Source organism: Arthrobacter sp. S39 (assembly GCF_004320525.1).
Lineage (GTDB): Bacteria > Actinomycetota > Actinomycetes > Actinomycetales > Micrococcaceae > Arthrobacter.
The window spans coordinates 593,269-617,123 of sequence record NZ_SIHX01000001.1; the positions used below are offsets into that span (position 1 = coordinate 593,269).

The following is a 23,855-nucleotide window of genomic DNA, read 5'->3' on the forward strand; positions in this document are numbered from 1 at the left end:
ATGAGCATTCTGTATTAACTGCCAATAAGGGTGACCCAAATCATGAAGTGACGCGCAGAATGCCAAATATGGCGGCGGTGGCCCTTGCCGGAGGCGGGCACATGCCTGTGCCTGGCAGCCCCTCCGGCGGCCGGGATCTGCTCCTGTAGACTGAACTTCTTATGGACAGTAAATCTAGGTGCCGGCCTGGGGGCTGTCAGCGGAGCATGAAGTACAGCACCGCGCAGCCGACCCGCCGAGCCGGCAAACCCCGAACACGCGCCCATCACACTCCATCGCTCCACGCAGCCGGAGCCTTCAAGGAAACAGCGTCCGCTTCGGCGGACCATCCTCCGCCGGGCAGTCTGCTCCGGATCCATCCTGCAACAGTGACCTGCGCAAGCAATCCGCCCCAGCATCACCGGGCGGGATGCTGAATGGAATGGTTGCTCCTCGCGGCAGGGCTCCTGCTGATCGCCGGCACCGGCTTCTTCGTCGCCGTCGAATTTTCCCTTATTGCCCTGGACCAGGCCACCGTCCAGCGCGCGATCGACAACGGTGATACCCGTGCCGTTGCGCTGCTCAAGTGCCTGAAGTCCCTTTCCACCCAGCTCTCCAGCTGCCAGCTTGGCATCACCCTGACCACCCTCCTGACCGGTTATGTCATGGAACCGTCCGTCGGCAAGCTCCTCGAGGGGCCACTGACCGCCGTCGGGATTCCTGAAACGGCGGCCGCGTCCGTTTCCCTGGTCATCGCGATGGTGCTGGCCACCCTGCTGTCCATGCTGCTGGGTGAACTGGTGCCCAAGAACATGGCCATCGCCCTGTCGTTCCGTGTGGGACGCGCCCTCGCCAGGCCGCAGCTCATGTTCACGGCCATCTTCAAACCGGCCATTGTGGTCCTCAACGGGTTCTCCAACAAGGTGCTCAACGTCTTCGGCCTTGAAGCCAAGGAAGAGATCTCCGGCGCCCGGACCCCAGCCGAGCTCGCCTCCCTGGTGCGGCGTTCCGCTGCCATGGGAACGCTCGACGCCGGCACTGCCAACTTCGTGGCACGGACACTGAACTTCTCGGCCCGGACGGCGGCGGACGTGATGACCCCGCGGATCCGCGTGGAAACCATCGACGCCGACCAGCCCGTCTCGGACATCGTGGAAGCCGCCCGCCGCACGGGATACTCGAGGTTCCCGGTCATCGGCGAATCGGCCGACGACATCAGGGGCCTGGTCCACGTCAAGAAGGCGGTGGCGGTCCCCTCGGACCGCCGACCCAACCTGGAAGCCGGCGCCATTATGACCGACGTCCTCAGGGTCCCGGAGACCATCCACCTGGACGCCCTCCTGGCGGAACTGCGCGAGGGAAACCTCCAGCTCGCCGTCGTGCTCGATGAGTACGGCGGTACCGCCGGCATTGCAACCCTCGAAGACCTTGTCGAGGAAATCGTGGGCGAGGTCGCGGACGAACATGACAAAGTCCGGCCCGGACTCCTGCAGAGCGCGTCGGGGGACTGGTACTTCCCCGGGCTCCTGCGTCCGGACGAACTGTCAGAGCAGATTCCAGGCCTGACCGTTCCCGACGAAGCGGCCTACGAGACGGTGGGCGGCTACGTCATGAGCGAACTGGGCCGCATCGCCGCCGTCGGAGATGCCGTTGCGGTGGGCGGCGGAACACTCAGTGTCACCCGTATGGACGGGCGCAGGATCGACAGGATCTGTTTCCGCCCGGCCGCGCCCGACGCAGACTCTGAATCTGCCCCGAATGACAGGACCGAACGATGAGTGACTGGGCCGGAATTTTCTGGCTGATCGTCCTTCTGCTGGGCAACGCGTTTTTTGTCGCTGCCGAGTTCGCGGTGATGTCGGCCAGGCGCAGCCAGATTGAACCGCTGGCCGACGCCGGTTCGAAGCGGGCGCAGACCACCCTGCGGGCCATGGAGAACGTGTCGCTGATGCTGGCGTGCGCCCAGCTCGGCATCACAGTCTGTTCGCTGCTGATCCTGCTGGTGGCCGAGCCGGCCATCCATCACCTGCTGGCTGCTCCGCTGGAGACCGTCGGACTGCCGATGGAAATTGCCGATGTGGCGGCGTTTGCGGTTGCCCTGATGGTGGTGACCTTCCTCCACGTGACCTTCGGGGAGATGGTGCCGAAGAACATCTCGGTATCAGTGGCTGACAAGGCGGCACTTTTCCTGGCGCCGCCGCTGATGTTTGTTGCCCGCCTTGTCAGGCCTGTGATCGTTGCCCTGAACTGGTCGGCCAATCACATCCTCAAGCTCCTCCGGATCGAGCCCAAGGACGAGGTGAACTCTTCGTTCACCCTCGAGGAAGTCCAGTCGATCGTGCAGGAGTCCACCCGCCACGGGCTGGTGGACGACGACGCCGGGCTGATCACCGGTGCGCTGGAATTTTCCGAACACACGGCCTCCGACATCATGGTGCCGCTGGACAAGCTGGTCATGCTGAAGGCCGCCACGACGCCGGTGGACTTCGAGAAGGCAGTCAGCAGAACCGGGTTTTCCCGGTTCCCGATGTTGGATGACGACGACATGCTCTACGGCTATCTTCACGTGAAGGACGTGCTGTCCATCCCTGATACGGACTATCAGCATCCCATCGCGGAAAGCCGGATCCGTTCGCTGGCCAACCTTGCCCTGGGGGACGAGATCGAGAAGGCGATGTCCGTGATGCAACGCACCGGTTCGCACCTCGCCCGGGTCATCGGCCCGGACGGCCAGACCCAGGGAGTGCTGTTCCTGGAGGATGTGATCGAGCAGCTGGTCGGTGAAATCCGGGACGCCACGCAGGCCACCGGCATACGGCGGCTCGGCCAGCCCAACGGTGGGTAATTCGACGTGGGGACGGCGTCCGGGACTTTTCTAAATAGGAATCATTCCCATTTAGGGTTAGACTTTCCGGAGTTGCTTTGCTTCCATTCCTGAAATGATCTGAGGTTTCCGTGCGCCGTCCTGCCGTCCGAACATCCCTGGCCGCCCTCGCTGGACTGGGCCTGCTGCTGTCCGGCTGTTCCGCGGAGGGTGCGCCCTCGGGCACCTCCTCGTCGACTGACGGAATCAACGTTGTTGCCTCAACGAACGTCTACGGCGACATCGCCAAAGCCGTCGGCGGCGACAAGGTCAACGTCACGGCGATCATCAACAAAACCAGCCAGGATCCGCATTCCTACGAGGCCACGGCCCAGGACCGGCTGCTGGTGTCCAAGGCCGAAGTGGTGATCGAGAACGGCGGCGGGTACGACGGGTTCATCCACACGCTGGCAGACGACAGCAACATCCCGCACAGCAGCATTGTCAGTGCCGTCGAAATATCGGGGCTGGCGCCGGAGGAGGAGGCTTCGGCGTCCTCCACAGCTGCATCCAGCGCGCCGGCCGACGAGCACGGACATACGCATGAACACGGTGACTTCAACGAACACGTCTGGTACAGCCTTCCGGCGATGGGAAAACTGGCAGATGAACTCGCTGCCAAGTTCGGCGAAGCGGAGCCGGGTTCAGCGGCCACGTTCGAGGCCAACGCCGCCACGTTCAAGTCCGGCCTGGAGGGACTCACCGGCAAGCTGGCAGCCGTGTCGGCGGCGGGGGCCGGAACTCCCGTCGCGGTCACCGAGCCTGTTCCGCTCTACCTGCTTGAGGCGGCCGGGCTCGAGAACAATACGCCCGCGGACTACACTGCTGCGATCGAGGAAGGCACTGACGTGCCGCCCGCCGTGCTGAAGGCGGCCACCGACCTTGCCGGTTCCAAGGACCTGGGCTTCCTGGCCTACAACCTGCAGACTGAAGGCGCCCAGACCGAGGCACTGAAAAAAGCAGCGGAAACAGCGGGCGTCCCGGTAGTTGACTTCAGCGAAACACTGCCGGAGGGCAAGACGTACCTGCAGTGGATGACGGACAATGTGGAGAACATCAGCAAAGTTTTGGAGAAAAAGTAGTTGAAACCGGTTGTGAGCCTCCGCGGGGCGTCCCTGCAGTTCGGTAAGAGGGCGCTCTGGGAGGATCTCGACCTGGACATCCGGCCCGGTGAATTCTTTGCCGTGCTTGGGCCCAACGGAAGCGGCAAAACCAGTTTCCTGAAAGTACTGCTCGGCCTCCAGCAGCTGCACTCCGGCACCGCCAGCCTCGGAGCCCAGCCGGTGGAACGGGGGAGCCGGATGATCGGTTACATCCCGCAGCAGAAGTCGTTTGCCCCGGATACGCCGATGCGGGCCCGGGACCTGGTGGGCCTCGGCGTCGACGGCCACCGCTGGGGCATGCGGCTCGGGGCCGGCAGGGCAAACCGCAGGATCGATCAGCTCCTGGAACTCGTCGGTGCCACCGACTACGCCAAGGTTCCGGTGGGGCAGCTCTCGGGCGGTGAACAGCAGCGCCTCCGCGTCGCCCAGGCATTGGCGACGGACCCGAAGGTACTGCTGTGCGACGAACCATTGTTGTCCTTGGACCTCCACCACCAGCAAGCGGTCAGTGCCCTGATTAACAAGCAGTGCCGTGAACAGAACAGCGCCGTGGTCTTTGTTACCCACGAGATCAATCCGATCATCGATTACGTGGACCGCGTGCTGTACCTGGCCGGAGGCAGGTTCCGCGTCGGAACTCCCCAGGAAGTCATGACCACGGAAGTCCTTTCCGACCTGTACGGCAGCCACGTGGAAGTCATCCACGCGAACGGACGCATCGTCGTCGTCGGGCTCCCGGACGCAACCACGCACCACCATGCCGATGTCCACGCCACCGCCGGCGAGGTGGCGTGATGGACGCCGACAGCATCATCGGGTCAATCTTCAGCTTCGAAAACTACGGCGAACTCCTCGTCCTGGTTCAGAACTCCATCTGGGCCGGGGCTGTCCTGGGACTGCTGGGCGGGCTCGTGGGGACGTTCGTGATGAAGCGTGACCTCGCCTTCGCAGTCCACGGCATCTCGGAACTTTCCTTCGCCGGGGCGGCCTTCGCGCTGCTCATCGGCGCGGACATCGTCTTCGGTTCGCTCATCGGGTCCGTCGCGGCCGCGCTGCTCCTCGGGCTGATGGGCGTGCGGGCCAGGGACAAGAATTCGATCATCGGCGTGATCATGCCGTTCGGACTGGGGCTGGGCATCCTGTTCCTGTCCCTCTATGAAGGCCGGGCCGCCAACAAGTTCGGCCTGCTGACGGGCCAGATCGTCTCCGTTGACACCGTCCAGCTGCAGGCCCTCGCCGGGACCGCGGTGGTTGTCATGGTGGCTTTGGTGATCATTTGGCGGCCGCTGAACTTTGCCAGCGTCGACCCTGAACTGGCGGAAGCCCGCGGGGTTCCGGTGCGGACGCTGGCCCTGGTGTTTATGGTCCTGCTGGGCGTCAGCGTGGCGCTGTCCATCCAGGTGGTTGGTGCCCTGCTGGTCCTGGCCCTGCTCATTACGCCGGCGGCAGCCGCCCTGCGGGTGACGTCCTCACCCGTAATTGTGGTGGTGCTGAGCGTGGCATTTGCGATGGTGGCGACCGTGGGCGGAATCCTGCTGGCCCTCGGAGGCCGCATTCCGATCAGCCCCTACGTCACCACGCTGTCGTTCCTGATCTACGTGGTGTGCCGCGTCATCGGCACGGTCCGCGCCAAACGCGGGCTCAACGGAAGGTTGCTGCACGCGGCCTGACTGGCCCGCGCAGGCTCCGGTCAGCGTTCGACGGCGGGCCGCGTCAGAGGAGGCCGGCTGCCTTGCGTGCCGTGCAGTCGGGGCACAGGCCAAAGATCTCCACGGTGTGTGCCACTTCGGTGTACCCATGCTCCTTCGCCGTCCTGGCAGCCCAGGTTTCCACTGCCGGAGCCTCGACCTCCACTGCCTTCCCGCAACTCCGGCACAGGAGATGGTGATGATGGCCGGTCACCGCGCAACGGCGGTAGACGGCCTCGCCCTCGCCGTTCCGGAGCACGTCCACCAGCCCCTCGTCTGCCAGCGACTGCAGGATCCGGTACGCCGTCGCGAGGGAGACGGACACACCCTGGTTCTGCAGGATGCGGTAGAGCTCCTGCGTGCTGACGAAGTCATCCAGTTCATCCAGGGCAGCACTCACGGCCAGGCGCTGCTTGGTGACGCGCTGCTCCTTGACCGCTCCGGTGCCTGAACCCGGCGCAGGGGTTGACGGTGTGGACTCGTCAGCCTTGGTGCCTAACGGCATGGATGGACTCGCTTCCCTAAGGGATGGTGGCAAAGATCCAGATTACCAGCCGGACCCGGGCTGGCAGGAGTTGCGTGGACACCTCCACGGACCGGACCCTAGGCTGGCGCTATGAAGCTGACTAAATACACCCACGCCTGCGTCCGGCTCGAAGAAGACGGGCGTGTGCTGGTCCTTGACCCCGGCACGTTCTCCGAAACGAAGGAAGCCCTGGACGGCGCGCAGGCCGTGCTGATCACGCACGAGCACGGTGACCACATCGACGTTGCCGCCATGGTCAATGCCCTGCGGGGTGACGGTGATCTGGCTGTGTTCGCTCCCGCGGGGGTGGCGGGCCACCTGCGCGAAGAAGCGCCTCAGGCGGCGGATCGGATCCACACGGTTGAACCCGGGTCTTCTTTCGACGCGGCAGGGTTCAGCGTCCGCAGCTTCGGTGGCCAGCATGCCCTGATCCATCCCCAGGTTCCCGTGGTGGCAAACGTCGGCTACCTCATCAACGAAAACGTCTATCACCCGGGCGACTCCTTCATCGTCCCGGACGGGATCAGCGTGAAGACCCTGCTGGTTCCCATCCACGCACCGTGGAACAAGGCCAGTGAAGTGGTCGACTTTGTCATCGGCGTCCGGTCACCGCGGGCCTTCCAGATCCATGACGGGCTCCTCAACGAGATGGGCCTGAAGATCGTGGAATCGCATGTGATTCGGATCGGGGCCAAGTACGGCACCGAATTCACCCACCTGGCGGTCCGCGAAACAGTCGACGTCTGATCCCCGGCTTCTAGGCCGGCCATGCCCCCGTTTCAAAGAACCGGCCGATGACTGCCTGGTGCGGCTCGGGGTCAAGACCCTGGCCGGCCAGCCACTCAGGGTTGTAGTAGTTGCCTGCATAACGCTCGCCGCCGTCGCACATCAGCGACACAATGCTGCCGCGCCGGCCTTCGGCGACCATCTCCGCGACCAGCTGCCAGACGCCCCACAGGTTGGTGCCGGTGGAGGGACCCGCGTGCAGGTCCGTGAGCTCGCGCAAATGCCGCATGGCGGCGATGGAGGCGGCGTCGGGCACCTGGATCATGTGGTCGATGACGGACGGGACAAAGCTGGGTTCCATCCGCGGCCGCCCGATGCCTTCGATCCGCGACGGCATCCCGGTGGCGAATCCCGGTACGCCGTCCCGCCAGCCGGGGTAGAAAGCGGAATTTTCCGGGTCAACCACTGCCAAGGCGGTGTCATGGGAGTGGTACCGGAGGTAGCGGCCGATCGTGGCGCTGGTTCCCCCCGTCCCGGCGCCGACCACGATCCAGCGGGGGACGGGGTGCTCCTCCATGGCCAGCTGGTCGAAGATGGACTCGGCGATGTTGTTGTTGCCCCTCCAGTCCGTAGCCCGCTCCGCATACGTGAACTGGTCCATATAGTGCCCGTTGCTTGTGGCGGCCACTTCCTCCGCAGCCGCGTAAACCTCGGAGGCATGGTCCACCAGCAGGCACGAGCCGCCGAACTGTTCGATCAGGGCAATCTTTTCCGGGCTGGTGGTCCGTGCCATCACCGCTACGAAGGGCAAGCCCAGCAGTTGCGCGAAATACGCTTCGGAGACGGCGGTGCTGCCGCTGGACGCCTCCACGATGGTGGTGTCCTCCCGGATCCAGCCGTTAACCAGGCCAAAGAGGAACAGGGAACGGGCCAGCCGGTGCTTGAGGCTGCCGGAACGGTGGGTTGACTCGTCCTTGAGGTAAAGCTGGACGCCCCAGTGTTCCGGGAGCGGCACCGAGTACAGATGCGTATCGGCGGACCTGTTGTTTTCAGCGGTGATCTTCCTGATGGCCCGGTCAGCCCAGGCCCTGTCCGCGCGCGCGTTCTTCACCGCACCAGCCTACCCGCGCCGGCCTCCTGGCAAGGGCTAGAGTAAACGGGGCAAAGGCCCGATCAAGACCAACCCCAAGGAGCCTCATGGGACCCCTTATCGATGTGGCCGCACTGGACGCCCGGGTCAAGGCCGGACAGCGCACGGTGCTGCTGGACGTCCGATGGAAACTGGGCGATCCGCATGGCCGGGACCACTACCTCGAGGCACACCTGCCGGGGGCCGTCTTTGTGGAACTGGCTTCGGAACTGGCTGCCCCCGCCGCGCCGGAACGAGGCAGGCACCCGTTGCCGCCCCTTGACCAGTTCCAGGCGTCCGCGCGGGGCTGGGGGATCAACGAGGGCGACGTCGTTGTTGCCTACGATGACAGCGGGAACATGGCAGCGGCCCGGCTCTGGTGGATGCTGCGCAACGCCGGCTTCCCGGAGGTTTACCTGCTCGACGGCGGCCTGGCCGCCTGGCGCGCCGCCGGACTACCGGTGCAGGGCGGCAACGTCGAGGCAGTCCCGGGCAATGTCTCGCTTCGTGAGGGCGCAATGCCTGCCATAGATGCGGCAGCCGCCGGCAGCTGGGCCGGCACCGGAATCCTCCTCGACGCGCGGGCCGGCGAAAGGTACCGCGGCGAATTCGAGCCCGTGGATCCACGCGCAGGCCACATCCCCGGCGCCGTCAGCGCCCCGACAACGGAGAACGTTGACGAATCGGGGCGGTTTCTGCCGGCCGATGAACTGCGGCGCCGTTTCGAGAAGCTGGGAGTCACCACAGACGCTCCCGTTGCGGTTTACTGCGGTTCCGGTGTCACGGCCGCCCACGAAGTCGCGGCTTTGGAGATCGCCGGTATCCGGGCCGCACTCTATCCCGGCTCGTTCTCCGAATGGTCCAACAAACCCGGACTGCCTGTGGTGACGGGCGGCCAGCCCGGCTGAGCCTGCCCGGTGGAAACGCCGCCAAGTGGAAATATCCGGCAGCGCGGGGGTAGCGTCGCAGTATGACCCCTGGACGACCCGTACCACCGCCCCTTGCCCGCCCCCTCCCGCCAGCCCCCGCAGCCCTTGGAACTGACCGGCTGGCGGCCGCCTGCGGCGCAACGTCCGGGCACAGCGGTCTCGTGCCGCTGACCGTAGCCCGGCGGGCAGCCAAGGCGGACGACGTCGAGATTGCCATCGAATTCTGCGGCCTCTGCCACTCGGACGTCCACGCCACCCGCGGCGAATGGGGCACCCAGCACTACCCCCTGGTTCCCGGGCACGAGATCGTGGGCAGGGTCAGCGCCGTCGGCTCCGCTGTGGATGATTTTGCACCGGGGGACCTGGTGGGTGTTGGCTGCATGGTCGATTCCTGCCGGGAATGCCGGAGCTGCCTGGACGGCCAGGAACAGTACTGCGAAAACGGCCTGACCGGGACTTACGGGGCGAGGGATCAGCGCAATGGGGGAGCAATCACCCAGGGCGGCTATTCGACGTCGGTGGTGGTGGACCGCAGGTACGTGCTCCGGGTGCCGGAAAACCTCGACCCCGCGGCAGTAGCGCCTCTGTTGTGCGCCGGCGTCACCACGTTCTCGCCACTCCGCCATTTCGGCGTCAAGAAAGGCGACACGGTAGGGGTTGTGGGCCTCGGCGGCCTGGGGCATATGGCGGTAAAACTGGCCAAAGCCATGGGCGCGCGGGTGGTGGTGTTCACGACCTCCGAGTCAAAGGTCCCCGCCGCGCTTGAGCTGGGCGCCGACGAAGTGGTTCTGTCCCGCGACGCTGAGGCGATGGAAGCCGCCGACCGCAGCATCGATGTCATCATCGACACCGTGGCTGCTCCGCACGACCTGAACCCGTTCTTCCGCACGCTTCGCCGGGACGGGGCCCTCTTTCAGCTCGGGCTGCCATCGGACGCCATGCCTGCCGTGAATCCGGGGGCCCTGATCCGGCGGCGGATCAGCTACACAGGTTCGCTCATCGGCGGAATCGCCGAGACCCAGGAGATGCTTGATTTCTGCGCCGCACACGGTGTGGTGGCGGATATCGAACTGGTGCGGGCTGACCAGCTGAATGAGGCCTATGACCGCATGGTGGCAGGCGACGTTAAATACCGGTTTGTGCTGGACACCAGCACCCTGCAGGCCGCGGCCGAGGAGGCAGACGCATGAGCACCCTGTTCACGAAGATCATCAACGGCGAGATCCCGGGACGCTTTGTCTGGCGCGAGCCGGACGTTGCCGCGTTCCTCACCACCGGGCCCCTGGCTGACGGCCACACCCTCGTGGTCCCCACTGAGGAAGTGGACCGCTGGACCGATGCGCGGCCGGAGACGCTCGCCAAGGTCATGGAGGTAGCGCGCCGGATCGGCGCCGTGCAGCTGGAGATCTTCCCGGCCGAGCGGGCAGGGCTGATTGTGGCGGGGTACGAAATCAACCACCTCCACGTCCACGTGTGGCCGTCCAGGAGCATGGCCGACTTCGATTTCGCCTCGGCCGACCAGCACCCCGATCCTGCCGTGCTGGACGCCAACGCCGAAAAGCTGCGCGAAGGGCTGCGCACCGCCGGATACGCGGAGTTCGTGCCGGAAAGCGCCTAGACCCGCACCTGCACCTGTGCCGCTGGCTAGACCGGTGCGAGTGCCTTGTTGAGCACGGCGCGGATGCGCTTTTCGGACACGGAGTACGCGGTTCCGAGTTCGACGGCGAAGAGGCTCACCCTGAGCTCCTCGATCATCCAGCGCACCTGCGCCAGCTCCGCACCCGCCCGCCGGCCCGGCAACAGGGCCGACACGGCGTCGTCGTAATCGTCTTCAAGGCGCTGGACGGCGGCCATGCTGAGGGCATCGCGCTGGACGTTGCCCGGCAGCCGCTCCATCCTCTTTTCGATGGCGGAGAGGTATCTCGGCAGCTGGCTCAGCTGGGCGTAGCCGGTGCTGGCCACAAAGCCTGGGAAGACCAGCTGCTCAAGCTGGCTTTTGATGTCGTTCAGGGCGCTGATCAGGGCAAGGCTCGTGGTGCCCTTCAACTGCTTCTCGATGCGCCTCGTGCTGGCCAGGATGCGCTCCACTACGGCCGTCACGCTGAACACCGTGTCGATGAGTTCGGCGCGGACCTGCTCATAGAGTGCATCGAAGGATGCCTGGTCCCAGGGGAGTTCGGCCGGGGTCAGTTTGTCCACGGCGGCCAGGGCGCAGTCGGCGATGAGGGCTGACACGGAACCGTGCGGGTTCTGGCTGAAGGTTAGTTTTTCGGTGTTGTTGAGGTGCTCCAGCACGTAGCGGTCCGGTGCCGGAACCCGCAGGGCCAGGAGCCGGATCACGCCGCCCCGCATGGCCTCCAGCTGTTCCGAGGAGGTCTGGAAGACGCGAAGTGCAACCGTGGTCCCTTCATCCACCAGCGCCGGGTAGCCCGTCACGGTGTGGCCCTTGACGGTGTTGCTCACCTGCCGCTGCACGGTGCCGAAGGTCCAGGCGGTCAGTCCGTTTTGCTCCCGGAAGCCCGGGGCTGCGCCGTTGGCGTTTCCTGTTTCCGGCGTCGCAGCGGAGGCTCCGGAGGCCTTGCCGGGAGCCTTCCCGGCCGACTTCAGTGCGGTGGTGCCGGGTGTTGCGCCCAGGGATTCCGCGATGGCCCGGCGAGTCGCCGGAGCGAGCCGCTCCTGCAGGGCGGCCAGATCCTTGCCCTCGTCCAGCACCCTGCCCTTGCTGTCCACCACCTTGAAGCTCACGCGCAGATGGGACGGCACGGCATCCCAGTTCCAGGACCCGGGCGGGATGACGTGGCCGCGGATCCGGCGCAGGGCCAGTTCCAGCGATGCTTCCAGCTCGTCGCTGGCAGGGTCGAAGTCGGTTTCCAGCGCAGCCACGGCCTGCCGGGCCACGTCCGGGGCCGGAACAAAATTTTTCCGGACCTGCTTGGGCAGGGACTTGATGAGGGCTGCCACCAGTTCGGCGCGCTGGCCGGGGATCAGCCAGCGGAAGGCGGCATCATCGAGCTGATTGAGGAAGAGCACGGGCACTTCGGCCGTGACGCCGTCGGACGGGTTGGGCGGTGAGCCGGGCGCCACCGGGTGGAACTCGTAGCTGAGCGGCAGCTCGAAACCCTTGTGCAGCAGCGTCTTGGGGTACGCGGCCTCGTCCAGGTCATCGGCGTCGTCATTGAGCAGCAGCGACTTGTCGTAGTCCAGGAGGTCCGGATTCTTCTGCCGCGCGTCCTTCCACCATTTGTCGAAGTGCCGCTCGGACACCACGTCGGGCCCGATCCTGGCGTCGTAGAACTCGAACAGTGTTTCGTCGTCCACGAGGAGGTCGCGGCGGCGCATCCTGGCTTCGAGCTCCTCGACTTCAAGGAGCAGGGCGCGGTTGCGGTGGAAGAACTTGTGGTGCGTCTTCCAGTCGCCTTCCACCAGGGCGTGCCGGATGAACATCTCGCGGGCCAGCACAGGGTCCACTCGGCTGTAGTTGACCCGGCGCTGCGGGATGATGGGCACGCCGTACAGCGTGACCTTCTCGTACGCCATCACCGCGCCCATCTTGGTGGACCAGTGCGGTTCGCTGTAGGTGCGCTTAACGAGGTCGGGCGCCACCTGCTCGGCCCAGACGGGATCGAACTTTGCCGCCACGCGTGCCCAGAGCCGGCTCGTCTCCACAAGTTCGGCAGCCATCACAAAGGTAGGGGACTTCTTGAACAGCGCCGAGCCCGGGAAGATCGCGAAACGGCTGCCACGGGCGCCCGCGTACTCGCGCTTGCGCTCGTCCAGGATGCCGATGTGGCTGAGCAGGCCGGACAGCAGGCTGATGTGGATGCCCTCGTGGTTGCCCACGGGGTCGGCCAGTCGCTTGTTGTCCAGGCTGATGCCGAGCGGCCGGGCCAGCTGCCGGAGCTGGGCGAACAGGTCCTGCCATTCCCTGACGCGCAGATAGTTGATGAACTCGGTACGGCACAGGCGGCGGAACTGGGTGGAGGAGAGTTCCTGCTGCTTCTCCTGCAGGTAGTTCCACAGGTTCAGGAAGCCGGTGAAATCCGAGTTCTCATCGCGGAATCGGGCGTGCTTCTCCGCGGCCAGCTGCTGCTTGTCCGTGGGACGTTCGCGCGGGTCCTGGATAGTCAGCGCCGCTGCCAGGATCATCACCTCGCGGACGCAGCCGCGTTTGCCGGCTTCCACAATCATCCGGCCGAGCCGGGGATCGACCGGCAGCTGCGCAAGCTGTTGCCCGACGGCGGTCAGGCCACCACTTTTCGCGTCACCTGGGCGGACGGCACTCAAGGCGCCGAGCTCGCGCAGGAGCGTGACGCCGTCGTTAATGGCGCGCGAGTCTGGCGGCTCCACAAACGGGAAGTTCTCCACGTCTTTTGGCCCGCGGGCCACGCCCATGGCTGTCATCTGCAGGATGACAGCCGCGAGGTTGGTGCGCAGGATCTCGGGGTCCGTGAACTGCGGGCGGGACTCGTAGTCCTCCTCCGAGTACAGCCGGATGGCGATGCCGTCGGAGACGCGGCCGCACCGGCCGGAGCGCTGGTTCGCGGAAGCCTGCGAAACGCGTTCGATCGGCAGCCGCTGGACCTTGGTGCGGTGGGAGTAGCGGGAGATGCGGGCGGTGCCCGTATCGATGACGTACTTGATGCCGGGCACGGTGAGGGACGTCTCGGCCACGTTGGTGGCCAGCACAATTCGCCGGTTGCGGCCCGGGTGGAAGACCTTGTGCTGTTCCTGCAGGCTGAGCCTGGCGAACAGCGGGAGGACCTCGGTGCCGGCCAGCCGCCGGTTTGACTGGATCCTGGCGTTGAGCGCCTCCGCTGCGTCGCGGATTTCGCGCTCGCCGGAGAAGAAGACCAGGATGTCGCCCGGAGCCTCGGTGGCGAGTTCGTCCACGGCGTCGCACACGGCGTCGAGCGGATCGCGGTCCTCTTCGAGTTCGTCGTCGGAGGCGTCTGCATCTTCGCTGTCGGCGGGTCCGCCGGCAGGCTGGGACAGCGGCCGGTAGCGGATTTCCACCGGGAACGTCCGCCCGGAGACCTCGATGATGGGGGAGGGCTCATCCTCGGAGCCGAAGTGTTTGGCGAAACGCTGCGGATCGATCGTGGCCGAGGTGATGATGATTTTCAGGTCCGGCCGCTGCGGCAGGATGCGCTTGAGGTAGCCCAGGATGAAGTCGATGTTCAGGCTTCGCTCGTGGGCCTCGTCGATGATGATGGCGTTGTATTTGCGCAGCAGCTTGTCGCGCTGGATCTCGGCCAGCAGGATGCCGTCGGTCATGAGCTTGACCTTGGTGGAACGGCTGACTTCGCCCGTGAACCGGACCTGGAAGCCCACCTCCTGGCCGATTTCGACGCCGAGTTCCTCCGCGATGCGCTCGGCGACCGTGCGCGCGGCGAGCCGCCGGGGCTGTGTATGCCCGATGAGGCCGTTCTCGCCCAGGCCCAGTTCCAGGCACATTTTGGGGATCTGGGTGGTCTTACCGGAGCCGGTCTCGCCGGCAATGATGGTCACCTGGTTGGCGGCAATGGCGGCCATCAGGTCCTCGCGGCGCTCGGAAACGGGCAGCTCTGCGGGGTAGGAGATGTGAAAGGTCATGGCTTGAACCAGTCTACTGTGGGCCGCGCCGGCCGTTGTGACGCTGTTACGCCAGGCACCCGGGCGCGGATGACGCCGTCGTAATCTCCTTGCGGACTTGCCGCGCGGCACCCGTTCCCCGCCCCCGGGTGTCGCCGCATGCTGTCTTCGGGGCTGGCCACCGCCGCACATAAGAGGACCCGGCCCTGGCGGGCCGGGTCCTTGCGGGTGGACGGTGCTGGTTGGGGTGCTGATCAGAAGATGCGGAGGGTGTAGCTGGTGCTGGGCAGGTCCAGGGCGGACCAGGCCTGGTGGGAGTCGACAGGAGGGGTGTGGCCGAGGCCGTCCCGCAGGACCGCGGAGACGGTGGCGGCGAGGACGAGGAGGAGCAGTACCGCGATGATGATTCCGAAGATTTCCATGCCTCAATGCTGCTCCGGTGCAGGTTCAACAAACAGTGGCAGAAATGCCCAAAAAGCTCTAATTCCTGCCATAATGGAAGCATGCTGAAATCAGTGGCAGTCATCGTGGTTCCCAACTTCTCGATCTTCGAGTTCGCCACCGCCTGCGAGGTGTTTGGCATCGACAGATCCGGACGCGGCGGCAATGTGCCGGCGTTCGACTTCCGGGTCTGCACGCCCGAGCCTGGGGACGTCCGGATGAAATCAGGCCTGTCCATGAACGTTCCCCTGGGGCTCGAGGCCGCGGCGGACGCCGACCTGGTGATCATGGCGCCGTACGGGCGGGACAATGACGTTCCCGAGTCCGTGATGGAGGCGCTGCGCGCCGCGGACGCCCGGGGTGCCTGGGTGATGTCCATTTGCTCCGGAGCATTTGCGCTGGCCCGCGCCGGCCTGCTCAACGGCCGGCGCTGCACCACGCACTGGCACTACTCGCATGAGCTCGCGAGCCGGTACCCGGACGTGCAGGTGGACGAAAACGTCCTTTATGTCCAGGACGGGAACATCATTTCCAGCGCCGGCACGGCAGCGGGGATCGACGCCTGCCTCCATCTGGTGCGCGTGGAGCTTGGTGCAAACGTGGCGGCCACCATCGCGCGGGACATGGTGGTTCCGCCGCACCGTGACGGCGGCCAGGCGCAGTTCATCGACCGGCCCATGCCCACGTGCGGATCTGCGCCGATGGAGGCTCTGCTGCGCTGGATGGTGCAGAACCTGGAGCAGGAGCACACTGTTGTTGAGTTGGCGGCACGCGTGCACATGTCGGCCAGGACATTTGCGCGCCGCTTCCGTTCCGAGACGGGGGCAACACCGGCCGCGTGGCTCAACTCCCAGCGCGTCCTCCGGGCCCAGGAACTGCTGGAGTCCACGGACCTCAATATCGACGAAGTGGCCCGGGAGGCCGGATTTGGCCATCCTGTGCTGCTTCGGCACCATTTCGCCAAGGTACTTGATACCAGCCCGCAGTCCTACCGCCGTGCATTCCGGGGGCAGCTGGCAACGGCGGGTTAGCCTGGCTTGGAGCTCTAGTGGCGGCCGGTTCCTACTGGCCCGGGTGGTCCTCGGAGGCTGCCCGGGCGCTGTCCACCAACACACGCCAAGGACCGGTAACGGCCTGCTCCGGCAGCGCCGCCCTTCTCTGGCCGGCCTTGATCGCGTAGATAAAACGGTCAGCCTGGTTCCCCGCCGCCTCAGCGGCTGCGGCCCTGACGGTTTTGGGCACGGCGTCCCACGGGCACGCTTCGACAATGGGCTGCCACTGGTTTTTGGCGCTCTCGGACTGGGCGTGCACTGTCCATACTCGAGTCAGGGCGGCGACGCCGCCGCTGCGCTCCACGCTGATCTTCATGGCCGGGTCCCGGGCTTTCCTGCAGCCTGGCCGCTGGGTGGACAGCGGCCAGGCGTTCAACTAAAGCTTGACCTTCACAGTTTCCCACGCCAGTCGCACGGCGTCATGCTCCGGGGAACCGGTGCCAAAAAGCTCGACGGCGGATGCCGCCGTCGCCCTCGCGAAAACACTGAAGGTGGCCGTGGGCGGCAAGTAGCCGCCGGTGAGCGTCTCGTACCAGATCCGGCCGGGGGACTCCCAGGCGTTGCCTCCGAGGGCCTCCGCGAGGAGATAAAACGCCCGGTTGGGAATGCCGGAGTTGATATGGACGCCGCCGTTGTCGGCGCTTGTGCGCACGTACGAGTCCATGGAGTCCGGCTGCGGGTCCTTGCCGAGGACGTCGTCGTCGTACGCGGTGCCGGGAGCCTTCATGGAACGGAGGGCTGAACCCTCCACCTGCTCCGTGAAGAGCCCCTCGCCAATGAGCCAGCTGGCCTCTTTGGCGGACTCCTGGTTTAAGTACTGTTCCACCAATGCGCCAAAGACGTCCGACATGGATTCGTTGATGGCTCCGGCCTGGTTGCGGTAGGCCAGCCCCGCCGAGTGCTGGGTGACGCCGTGGGCCAGTTCATGGCCGATAACGCTCAGTGACCGGGTGAAGCGCTCGAAGACTTCGCCGTCGCCGTCGCCGAATACCATCTGGTTGCCGTCCCAGAACGCGTTGTCGTAGAGCTTTCCGAAATGAACTGTGGCGTCGAGGGGAAGCCCCAATCCGTCGATAGAATTCCGGCCGAAGACTTCTGCGTAGAGCCGGTGCGTGTGGCCCAGTCCGTCGTAGGCCTCATCCACCGACGCGTCGCCCGAATCTGGTTCGCCCTCTTTGCGGACAAGCTGGCCGGGAAGGTTCTCGCTCCCGGCTGTGTCGTAGATGCTTCGGCTGGGCGGCCCCGGCTGGACCTGCCGGAGTCCCGGGGGAGTGACCGCGGACGGCTGCGCACGGGACGCCTGGACCGAGCGGACATGGCTCAGGGCCTCTTTCGCTGCCCGGGCAGCGGCGGAAAACTGCGGCGCGTCCTGGCGGGCCAGCCGGCGCAGTATGTAGGGCGGAATGATGGAACAGAATGTGGCTGAAGTATGCACGGCCTACCCCCTTGAGTTGGTTGAAACAGCCTACGAGGGGCCACTGACAAAGTACTGGAGCCACACGTCCCTGGCACGAACGTACACTTGTGGCCCTTGCCTGAAAACGCCTGACCGAGCTGGAGAACCGGTTGGTCCGAGGTTATCCACATAGGTCTTCTGCTTCGCCGTTTTTGTCGGTCCCTCGCGGGATGATTTGGGTATGGAAAACGTGGCAGTGGACGAGGCGGTGGAGGCCTTTTTGGTGTCCGCTGCGGAGTTGGCTGACTGTGTGCGCCGCGGGGTAGGCAGGCCGGGTTCCGGCGGTCCGGATCCGCTGCGGGAGCAGGCGGATGCGTGCCTGGACGGGCTTGGCGTATCGGCGCGGGTTGATGCCATGGTGGCCGGCTTGACGGTGCGCCTGGCTTCAGGGTTTGCCGAGGCAACCCGGGCCATGTCGCCGCCGGATGATCAGCCGCATCAGCGCCTGGCCCGCGAGATGGGCGTCGTCGCCGAGGTCGCGTGTGCCCTGACGGTCAGCGAACGCTCGGCCTCGGCCCTGCTGGCCGAATCCCACGAACTGACCACCACCCTGCCCCTGACCCAGGCCGCATTGGAGCAGGGGTTGATGTCGTGGCAGCACGCCCGGGTCATGGTCGACGAGGCGGCCAGCCTTGATCCAGCGGGTGCGGCGGTGTTGGAGGCGCATTTCCTGGACCCGGATGCGCCGCACCCGGCCCGGTGGTGCCCGGCCGGGGACATGGTTCCGGCGCGGTTCCGGCACAGTGCCAGGGTCTGGCGGGAACGCCACCACCCGGTAAGCATCGAGAAACGCCACGCCAGAAGCTTCCTGGACCGGCGGCTGGAGTACGCCCCGGACCGTGACGGGATGGCCTGGCTCTCCGCCTACCTGCCTGCGGACCAGGCGGCCGGGATCTGGAACGGCGTCACCGCCACCGCCCGGGCACTCCAGGGCCCCGCCGAGGACAGGACACTGACCCAGCTCCGGGCTGACGTCGCCGCCAAAGTACTCCTCAGCGCCGGCTTCACCACGAGCAGCCCAATGGACGGCAGCACAGAAGCGGCCGCCGACAGCAGGACAGGTTTAGCGACCACCAGAACCAGCACCAGCACCAGCACCAGCACCAGCACTGATGGTGGGCCTGGAGGCGTTCCGGTCACGGACGGGATCGATGATGCCGTTGCCGGCCTGGTTCCGGCCCCTGGCGGGGTCGATGCGGGCCGTGTTCCGTCGCCGGCGGCGCAGGTCCTCGTGACCGTGCCGGTGTTCGCTCTGATGGGCCTCACCGACGAACCGGCCGACCTCGACGGCTACGGACCGATCCCCGCCTCGATGGCCCGCAAACTCGTGGCGGACGGGGCATCCTCGTTCCGCCGGGTCCTCATAGACCCGCGGGATGGGGCGCCGCTGGAGACCGGACGGGCCAGCTACCGCATCCCCGCCTCCATGCGGCAATGGCTGCGCATGCGGGACGGGAAGTGTTCCTTCCCCGGCTGCAGCAACCAGTCCCTGGACAACGAAGCCGACCACATCCTCGCCTGGGCCGACGGCGGCACCACCGGCATATCCAATCTCGGGTCACTATGCCGCAAACACCACCGGCTCAAACACACCACAGCCTGGACACCCACAAACGCCAGCACCAACGAACCACCCGGCTGGACCTCACCCACCGGCCGCCACTACCAAAGCGAACACCACGACTGGGAACCACCACACTGGCCGGCCCAGTTAACAACAGTGGGATGGAACGCGGCACCCCCGTAGCTCACGGCGGGTGCAGCGCCACCCAACACGAGCAATCTGCGCCTTTGCCGGCCGGCGATAGGTCAGTCGCCAGGACGTGAATTCGTTCGTACCAGGTGTTGTCTTGAGGGAGTGGCATCGCCGTGCTCTCATCCCCTGGTTCGATTCGCGTTCGTGTTGGCTCTTGCCTGTTGGCGTGAATCGACGAATTGGACGCTGCATTCGCACGGCGAATAACTGCTTTCGTCCTTGTGGATGTGACTTTCAATCTGAATAGGTCGGTGATACAACCGATCCCGGTGGCTGTGGATAACTTTTAGCGCTGAAATGTGACCTGGGCTACCCTTAAGGAATTGTTCGGAGCGAGGCTCCTTGAAACTATCGGGGGATTAGCTGCCCATGACATCGCACAATTTGTTTGCTTCCCGGCCCTTACGCGTCACCGCCCTTGGAGTTGTCGTGGCGGCTGCTCTGACGCTCACTGGCTGCAATTCGGGCGGCGATCCCAACGGCGGCGGCACAACGTCGCCAACCTCAACTTCGACGGAATCGGCAACGCCGAGCGCCACAGCGACGCCGACGCCGACCGCCGTCTATAAACAGGCCGACGCGACGGGGCGGGCCCAGAATGTCCCCGTCCCGGTCCTTCCGGAGGTCGCCAAAACGGAGACGAAGGAGGGGCTGGAAGCGTTCGCCCGATATTGGTACTCCACCCTCAGTTACGCGTATGAGACTGGTGACACCAAGCCAATGGAAGCGGTGTCAGGCCCGGCTTGCACTAGCTGCGCAAAAGTGAAAACAGAAGTCACTGAGTGGCACGCCGAAGGTCGCTGGCTGGCCGGTGGCAAGTTGCACGTGGAAGGTGTCCACTCGGATTTCGTAGCGTCTGGCCCAGCAGAGTATCAAGTGGTCGTTCAGGTGTACCAGGAAACCATTGATTACTACCTCGCAGATTCCACACTTAAAGGAACATTGCCCAGAAAGCCGGCGGTGGGGGACCTCGTCGTGGCTGTTTTTGACAGCGCTGGGTGGAAAGCCAGCACGGTCGAACACCTGGTTAAGTAATGGCTGGCCAAGCTTCAGTGGCGCGGACTGTGACTGCAGTGCTGGCGGGACTATCCTTGTGGATTCTTCCGCTACCAGCGGCCCTAGCTGACTCGCCGGATATCGGAAGCGGGTGGGATGGGAACGGTGCGACGGCTGTGGGCTGGTTTCAAGATCCAGATACGAAGAAATGGTCGTCGATCCCCGTGGGCCTCCCCAAAGATCCGTTCAAATACCGTTCAAAACACGTCTGCAGAACGGACCCGGTGCTCGACGGTTCCAACTGTTCGGGACCGGATGTTGAATGCACAGCAGGAGAAAATGGCAGAGCCGTAAATTGGTACAGATCGCTGAAGGCGCTTGACGCGTATTCCTTCTTTGCTGGCCCGACTTGTATCTACGACGAAAAGCCCGTTGACGTTCTTGAACAAATCGCTGCTGACATCCAACGCCAGTTCGAAAGTCTGCCGGTCAACGCCGGCTCGGTAGTTGCACAGCCGAGCCCACACACGCTCCGCGGAGCTGAAACAAACTTCTACGCTGACGCGGCAGAGCAGCAGTTCGACGTCACGATGTTCGGCCAGAAGGTCCACGTTGTCGCGACTCCCGCCCAGTACACCTGGACCTACGGCGACGGCACAGTCCTCGGCCCCCAGCCGTCCATGGGCGGACCGCTTCCGCAGGAGCGCTGGGGCGAGAAGACGCGGACCAGCCACGCCTATGCAACAACTGGCGACTTCCAGATCGTCCTGACCACTTCATTTCAAGGGACGTATTCCGTGAACAGCGGGCCGCCCCTGCCGATCCCGGGACAGGGACAGTTCAGCGCTCCGCCGCAGACTATCAGCGTCTGGCGGTCCATCACGCGCAATTACGCCGACGACTGCAACCAGAATCCCCAAGGCCAAGGCTGCCCCGGAGTGCCGTCGGTCCCATAGATCCGAAGCCGAGGGCCGCAAATGTACGTTCGCGCCAGGGGTAAGGGATGGGACGCAAAAACCCCCGTCGCTTTTCCAAGCGGCGGGGGTTTCGTTGTGCCCTCGATAGGATTCGAACCTACGACCTTCTGCTCCGGAGGCAGACGCTCTATCCCCTGAGCTACGAGGGCAATTCAGGGTTCCTGCCGTTGCCAGCGGGACGTCCTAGAGCTTAGCAGGAAGGTGGCCTGCAATGAAAAACGGCTCGCCTCAGTAGCCGGAAAAAGAGTCCACATGTACGCGGCGGGCCCCTGCTGCCCTGGCCGCGCGGCGCAGCGAAGCCACGCTGGCGGGAGATCCGGAGACATAGACGGACCGTTCGGCAATGTCGGGCACGAGGGCCTGCAACGAAGCACCATCCAGCCGGGCGCCCGCCGCAACCGTCCCGCCAACCCCGGTTCCGGCCGCCGTGATGAACGACGGCGGGACGGAACCGTCGGCGAGGCGGGCAATGATCCGGGCCCCAGACGTGCGGAGCTCCTCGGCGTAGGCAATCTCTTCAGCATTTCTGGCCATCAGCAGGAGAACCACATCGCGGTCCTGCGCTGCCCCGGAGGCCAGATGTGCCAGGTAAGGCGTGATGCCGATCCCGGCAGCCATCAGCAGCAGCGGCTTGGCCTGATCCCGCGGCAGGACGAAGTCGCCTCCTACGGACGTGGCCCTCACCTGATCGCCCGGCTTCAGGGCCAGCAGCACCTTCTTGGCGGCAGACAACGGCTCAGCCGTCCGGACCCCGAACTTCACGGAGGAAGACCCGGGGGTGCTGGTCAGGCTGAACGTCCGGCGTCGTCCCTTCCCGTCTGACTTGGCATGCGGAAGATCGAGCTCCATGAACTGGCCCGGCACAAATCGCACGGGCCGGGACGGCTCAAAAACAAACTCCGTAGTGCTCGGCGTCAACGGCCGGGAACCGGTGAAGCGCAGTTTCAGCCCGCCCCGCTGGCCCAGCAGGAATGCCAGCAGGTTCCCGAGCAGCAGGGCCAGCTCCGGGGAGTTGGCGATAAACCCGAAGTTGTACGGCACCGCAAACACCACGCCCACCGCCGCGCCCAGCGCGAGCTGCTGCCAGCGGCGCGGCGGCAGGGTCAGCGGCTCCGTCAGCATAAAGCCCACAAAAAACAGGAGCGGGCGCTGCGCCAGGGCCTGCCAGAGTGCGCTGCCGAAGGACAGCCCGGCCTGCAGTAGTTCGACGCTGATGATCGCGGTGGCCACTACTAGGAACACGGAGGCCATCAGAAATTTGCGGGTGCGGTACAGCACCAGCAGGATGCCGGGCACCAGCAGCCACAGCATGGCTGGGGTCGCCGCCCACCAGGTTGCGATGTTCAAGCCGGTCAGCCCGGTGACAAACGCGCCCGCCGCCGCGGGGTTGAAGATGTGCCGGCCACGCCAGGCGAGCGCGTACTTGGAGGCGGAGGCCAGTACGCACGCGAGCGCCACCCCGGCCATGTCCATAGGCGCAAAAGTGGGCCAGAACAGGAAGTAGAGGAGCAGGCCGGTGATGAGTGAAGACTCCGAATGCGGTCGCACATGGAACAGGGCGGCCAGGCCCCTGTTGGAGACATAAGTCAGGCCCAGGCACAGCGCCAGGTGGACCATCATCTGCGGGATGCCGAACGTGAGCCAGCCCAGGGCGTTGAGGATGAGGCTGTACACAGCTAGAGCGGCCAGCACCAGCAGGATGAGGCGGTACATCGTGTACTTGCCCAACAGGGTGTCCAGCCGGCCGGCAGGGGAAACGGCTGTGCCTTGCTTTGGGGCGTCAACGGGGCTCATGTGAACAGTGTCCCTTCAAATCCGGCCGAATAGGCGGCACTACCGTCAGAAAACACCGTCAGCCAGGAAAAGTCGAAGGACTCTTCCAGCACAGCGCCCGGTGCGAAGAACAGTGCAGTGGCCAGCCCGTCGGCCACCATGGTGTTGTTTGCCATGGTCCAGGTGGCCACAGCCGTTGTGACAGGACGCCCTGTGGTGCCGTCGAGCACATGGTGCAGGCCGTCACCCCACGCCCGGCGGTTCGACGCCGACGCACACAACGCACCGCCCGCCAGCGACACCGTGCCAATGGCCTTGGACGGATCGTACGGATGTTCCAGCGCCACAGTCACCGGTTCGGGGCCGCTGTGGAGCAGGTCCCCGCTGGCATCGATCAGGAAACTCTCCTCGCCATGGGAGCGCAATTCGGCTGCCAGGAGATCCACCAATTGGCCCTTGCCAGCGGCTCCAATGTCCAGGACCAGCGGGACGGAAGTGGTGAGCTCGTTGCCGTCCCAGTCCAGGGCATCCTCCCAGCGGGGCGCCGGAACCGGTGAGCCCGCAGGCTTAAGGGAATACGAGGCGTCGTACCCCAGCCGTTCCAGGCTGCCGCCGATCAGCGGGGTCATGGCCCCGGCCGTGATGTCGTACAGCCGCCGGTACAGCCGGCCCAGGGCCGCGGCTTCGGCCGGAAGCTGGAACCGGCCGGGCTGGCGGGCCATGGCACTTACCCGCGAATCGGACCGGAATCGGGACCAGTCGCCGTCGTACTTTTCCACGACGGCCAGCAGCCGTCCGCGGAGGGCGGCATCAAGGGGCCGGGGCGTGGAGATTTCCCAACGGGTGCCTATCCCTTCGAAACTAAACCCGGCCTGGTCCGGCTGCGGCAC

The 23,855-nt window shown here is 65.3% G+C and carries 21 protein-coding genes and 1 tRNA gene; 13 read left to right on the forward strand and 9 right to left on the reverse strand.

What is annotated here, in order from left to right:
- Positions 1-416 precede the first annotated feature (416 nt).
- From EYS21_RS02810 to EYS21_RS02830, 5 genes are all read left to right on the forward strand, one after another.
- Positions 417-1,757: a hemolysin family protein gene (locus EYS21_RS02810; protein ID WP_131131632.1), complete on the forward strand. Its 1,341-nt coding sequence runs from the start codon at positions 417-419 to the stop codon at positions 1,755-1,757.
- Positions 1,754-2,824: a hemolysin family protein gene (locus EYS21_RS02815; RefSeq protein ID WP_131131633.1), complete on the forward strand. Its 1,071-nt coding sequence runs from the start codon at positions 1,754-1,756 to the stop codon at positions 2,822-2,824. Before EYS21_RS02810 ends, EYS21_RS02815 begins: the two co-directional genes overlap by 4 nt.
- A 110-nt stretch (positions 2,825-2,934) precedes the next feature.
- On the forward strand, positions 2,935-3,924 hold the full coding sequence (locus EYS21_RS02820; RefSeq protein ID WP_131131634.1) for a zinc ABC transporter substrate-binding protein: 990 nt from the start codon (positions 2,935-2,937) through the stop codon (positions 3,922-3,924).
- Positions 3,925-4,740, forward strand: coding sequence for a metal ABC transporter ATP-binding protein (locus tag EYS21_RS02825; RefSeq protein WP_207307657.1), 816 nt, complete (start codon positions 3,925-3,927; stop codon positions 4,738-4,740).
- Positions 4,740-5,615: a metal ABC transporter permease gene (locus tag EYS21_RS02830; RefSeq protein WP_131131635.1), complete on the forward strand. Its 876-nt coding sequence runs from the start codon at positions 4,740-4,742 to the stop codon at positions 5,613-5,615. The genes EYS21_RS02825 and EYS21_RS02830 overlap by 1 nt, the downstream gene beginning before the upstream one ends.
- Before the next feature lie 43 nt (positions 5,616-5,658).
- Here the strand turns inward: EYS21_RS02830 and EYS21_RS02835 are convergent, their stop codons facing one another.
- Entirely contained in the window at positions 5,659-6,138 is a 480-nt protein-coding gene (locus tag EYS21_RS02835; RefSeq protein WP_131131637.1) for a Fur family transcriptional regulator, read from the reverse strand.
- Between the two features lie 111 nt (positions 6,139-6,249).
- On the opposite strand from EYS21_RS02835, the gene EYS21_RS02840 reads away from it, so the two are divergent.
- Positions 6,250-6,906: an MBL fold metallo-hydrolase gene (locus tag EYS21_RS02840; protein ID WP_131131639.1), complete on the forward strand. Its 657-nt coding sequence runs from the start codon at positions 6,250-6,252 to the stop codon at positions 6,904-6,906.
- A 10-nt stretch (positions 6,907-6,916) separates the two neighbouring features.
- Here the strand turns inward: EYS21_RS02840 and EYS21_RS02845 are convergent, their stop codons facing one another.
- The gene (locus tag EYS21_RS02845) at positions 6,917-7,996 is read right to left on the reverse strand and encodes a PLP-dependent cysteine synthase family protein (RefSeq protein WP_131131641.1); all 1,080 of its coding nucleotides are present in this window, start codon (positions 7,994-7,996) and stop codon (positions 6,917-6,919) included.
- An 86-nt stretch (positions 7,997-8,082) separates the two neighbouring features.
- Here EYS21_RS02845 and EYS21_RS02850 point away from each other — a divergent pair, with 86 nt between their 5' ends.
- From EYS21_RS02850 to EYS21_RS02860, 3 genes are all read left to right on the forward strand, one after another.
- Positions 8,083-8,922: a sulfurtransferase gene (locus EYS21_RS02850; RefSeq protein ID WP_131131642.1), complete on the forward strand. Its 840-nt coding sequence runs from the start codon at positions 8,083-8,085 to the stop codon at positions 8,920-8,922.
- 62 nt (positions 8,923-8,984) lie between these two features.
- A complete protein-coding gene (locus tag EYS21_RS02855; protein WP_131131644.1) occupies positions 8,985-10,133 on the forward strand; it encodes an NAD(P)-dependent alcohol dehydrogenase in 1,149 nt (382 codons plus the stop codon).
- The gene (locus EYS21_RS02860; protein WP_131131646.1) at positions 10,130-10,561 is read left to right on the forward strand and encodes an HIT family protein; all 432 of its coding nucleotides are present in this window, start codon (positions 10,130-10,132) and stop codon (positions 10,559-10,561) included. Before EYS21_RS02855 ends, EYS21_RS02860 begins: the two co-directional genes overlap by 4 nt.
- Positions 10,562-10,587: 26 nt before the next feature.
- Here the strand turns inward: EYS21_RS02860 and hrpA are convergent, their stop codons facing one another.
- Both hrpA and EYS21_RS23325 read right to left on the reverse strand, forming a co-directional pair.
- Positions 10,588-14,706, reverse strand: coding sequence for an ATP-dependent RNA helicase HrpA (hrpA, locus tag EYS21_RS02865; protein ID WP_278184704.1), 4,119 nt, complete (start codon positions 14,704-14,706; stop codon positions 10,588-10,590).
- Positions 14,707-14,768: 62 nt separating this feature from the next.
- Entirely contained in the window at positions 14,769-14,936 is a 168-nt protein-coding gene (locus EYS21_RS23325) for a hypothetical protein (RefSeq protein WP_165478246.1), read from the reverse strand.
- An 81-nt stretch (positions 14,937-15,017) separates the two neighbouring features.
- On the opposite strand from EYS21_RS23325, the gene EYS21_RS02870 reads away from it, so the two are divergent.
- Entirely contained in the window at positions 15,018-15,986 is a 969-nt protein-coding gene (locus EYS21_RS02870) for a helix-turn-helix domain-containing protein (protein WP_131131648.1), read from the forward strand.
- A gap of 31 nt (positions 15,987-16,017) precedes the next feature.
- On the opposite strand, the gene EYS21_RS02875 is transcribed toward EYS21_RS02870, so the two are convergent.
- Together EYS21_RS02875 and EYS21_RS02880 are read right to left on the reverse strand one after the other, a co-directional pair.
- Positions 16,018-16,323 carry a protealysin inhibitor emfourin gene (locus tag EYS21_RS02875; RefSeq protein WP_131131650.1) on the reverse strand — a complete coding sequence of 102 codons (306 nt, stop codon included), beginning with the start codon at positions 16,321-16,323 and terminating at the stop codon, positions 16,018-16,020.
- Between the two features lie 60 nt (positions 16,324-16,383).
- Positions 16,384-17,442, reverse strand: a complete 1,059-nt coding sequence (locus EYS21_RS02880) for a M4 family metallopeptidase (protein WP_242633248.1) — start codon at positions 17,440-17,442, stop codon at positions 16,384-16,386.
- Positions 17,443-17,644: 202 nt separating this feature from the next.
- Here EYS21_RS02880 and EYS21_RS02885 point away from each other — a divergent pair, with 202 nt between their 5' ends.
- The 3 genes from EYS21_RS02885 (at position 17,645) to EYS21_RS23625 (ending at position 21,171) form a co-directional block, all read left to right on the forward strand.
- Entirely contained in the window at positions 17,645-19,210 is a 1,566-nt protein-coding gene (locus EYS21_RS02885; protein WP_131131652.1) for an HNH endonuclease signature motif containing protein, read from the forward strand.
- Between the two features lie 378 nt (positions 19,211-19,588).
- The gene (locus EYS21_RS02890) at positions 19,589-20,254 is read left to right on the forward strand and encodes a DUF6318 family protein (protein ID WP_131131654.1); all 666 of its coding nucleotides are present in this window, start codon (positions 19,589-19,591) and stop codon (positions 20,252-20,254) included.
- A gap of 29 nt (positions 20,255-20,283) precedes the next feature.
- The gene (locus EYS21_RS23625; protein ID WP_242633249.1) at positions 20,284-21,171 is read left to right on the forward strand and encodes a hypothetical protein; all 888 of its coding nucleotides are present in this window, start codon (positions 20,284-20,286) and stop codon (positions 21,169-21,171) included.
- 97 nt (positions 21,172-21,268) lie between these two features.
- Here EYS21_RS23625 and EYS21_RS02900 read toward each other — a convergent pair.
- From EYS21_RS02900 to EYS21_RS02910, 3 genes are all read right to left on the reverse strand, one after another.
- Positions 21,269-21,341 (reverse strand) — tRNA-Arg (locus tag EYS21_RS02900).
- 79 nt (positions 21,342-21,420) lie between these two features.
- Complete coding sequence (locus tag EYS21_RS02905) at positions 21,421-22,986, reverse strand: oxidoreductase (RefSeq protein WP_131131656.1); 1,566 nt, start codon at positions 22,984-22,986, stop codon at positions 21,421-21,423.
- Positions 22,983-23,855, reverse strand: coding sequence for an FAD:protein FMN transferase (locus EYS21_RS02910; RefSeq protein WP_131131657.1), 873 nt, complete (start codon positions 23,853-23,855; stop codon positions 22,983-22,985). The genes EYS21_RS02905 and EYS21_RS02910 overlap by 4 nt, the downstream gene beginning before the upstream one ends.

Coding starts and splice junctions, on each gene's coding strand:
- EYS21_RS02840 (WP_131131639.1), top strand. CDS start 6,250: ATGAAGCTGACTAAATACACCCACGCCTGCGTCCGGCTCGAAGAAGAC.
- EYS21_RS02890 (WP_131131654.1), top strand. CDS start 19,589: ATGACATCGCACAATTTGTTTGCTTCCCGGCCCTTACGCGTCACCGCC.
- EYS21_RS02885 (WP_131131652.1), top strand. CDS start 17,645: ATGGAAAACGTGGCAGTGGACGAGGCGGTGGAGGCCTTTTTGGTGTCC.
- EYS21_RS02870 (WP_131131648.1), top strand. CDS start 15,018: ATGCTGAAATCAGTGGCAGTCATCGTGGTTCCCAACTTCTCGATCTTC.
- EYS21_RS02875 (WP_131131650.1), bottom strand. CDS start 16,323: ATGAAGATCAGCGTGGAGCGCAGCGGCGGCGTCGCCGCCCTGACTCGA.
- EYS21_RS02835 (WP_131131637.1), bottom strand. CDS start 6,138: ATGCCGTTAGGCACCAAGGCTGACGAGTCCACACCGTCAACCCCTGCG.
- EYS21_RS23325 (WP_165478246.1), bottom strand. CDS start 14,936: ATGGAAATCTTCGGAATCATCATCGCGGTACTGCTCCTCCTCGTCCTC.
- EYS21_RS02815 (WP_131131633.1), top strand. CDS start 1,754: ATGAGTGACTGGGCCGGAATTTTCTGGCTGATCGTCCTTCTGCTGGGC.
- EYS21_RS02810 (WP_131131632.1), top strand. CDS start 417: ATGGAATGGTTGCTCCTCGCGGCAGGGCTCCTGCTGATCGCCGGCACC.
- hrpA (WP_278184704.1), bottom strand. CDS start 14,706: ATGTGCGGCGGTGGCCAGCCCCGAAGACAGCATGCGGCGACACCCGGG.
- EYS21_RS02860 (WP_131131646.1), top strand. CDS start 10,130: ATGAGCACCCTGTTCACGAAGATCATCAACGGCGAGATCCCGGGACGC.
- EYS21_RS02855 (WP_131131644.1), top strand. CDS start 8,985: ATGACCCCTGGACGACCCGTACCACCGCCCCTTGCCCGCCCCCTCCCG.
- EYS21_RS02850 (WP_131131642.1), top strand. CDS start 8,083: ATGGGACCCCTTATCGATGTGGCCGCACTGGACGCCCGGGTCAAGGCC.
- EYS21_RS02905 (WP_131131656.1), bottom strand. CDS start 22,986: ATGAGCCCCGTTGACGCCCCAAAGCAAGGCACAGCCGTTTCCCCTGCC.
- EYS21_RS02830 (WP_131131635.1), top strand. CDS start 4,740: ATGGACGCCGACAGCATCATCGGGTCAATCTTCAGCTTCGAAAACTAC.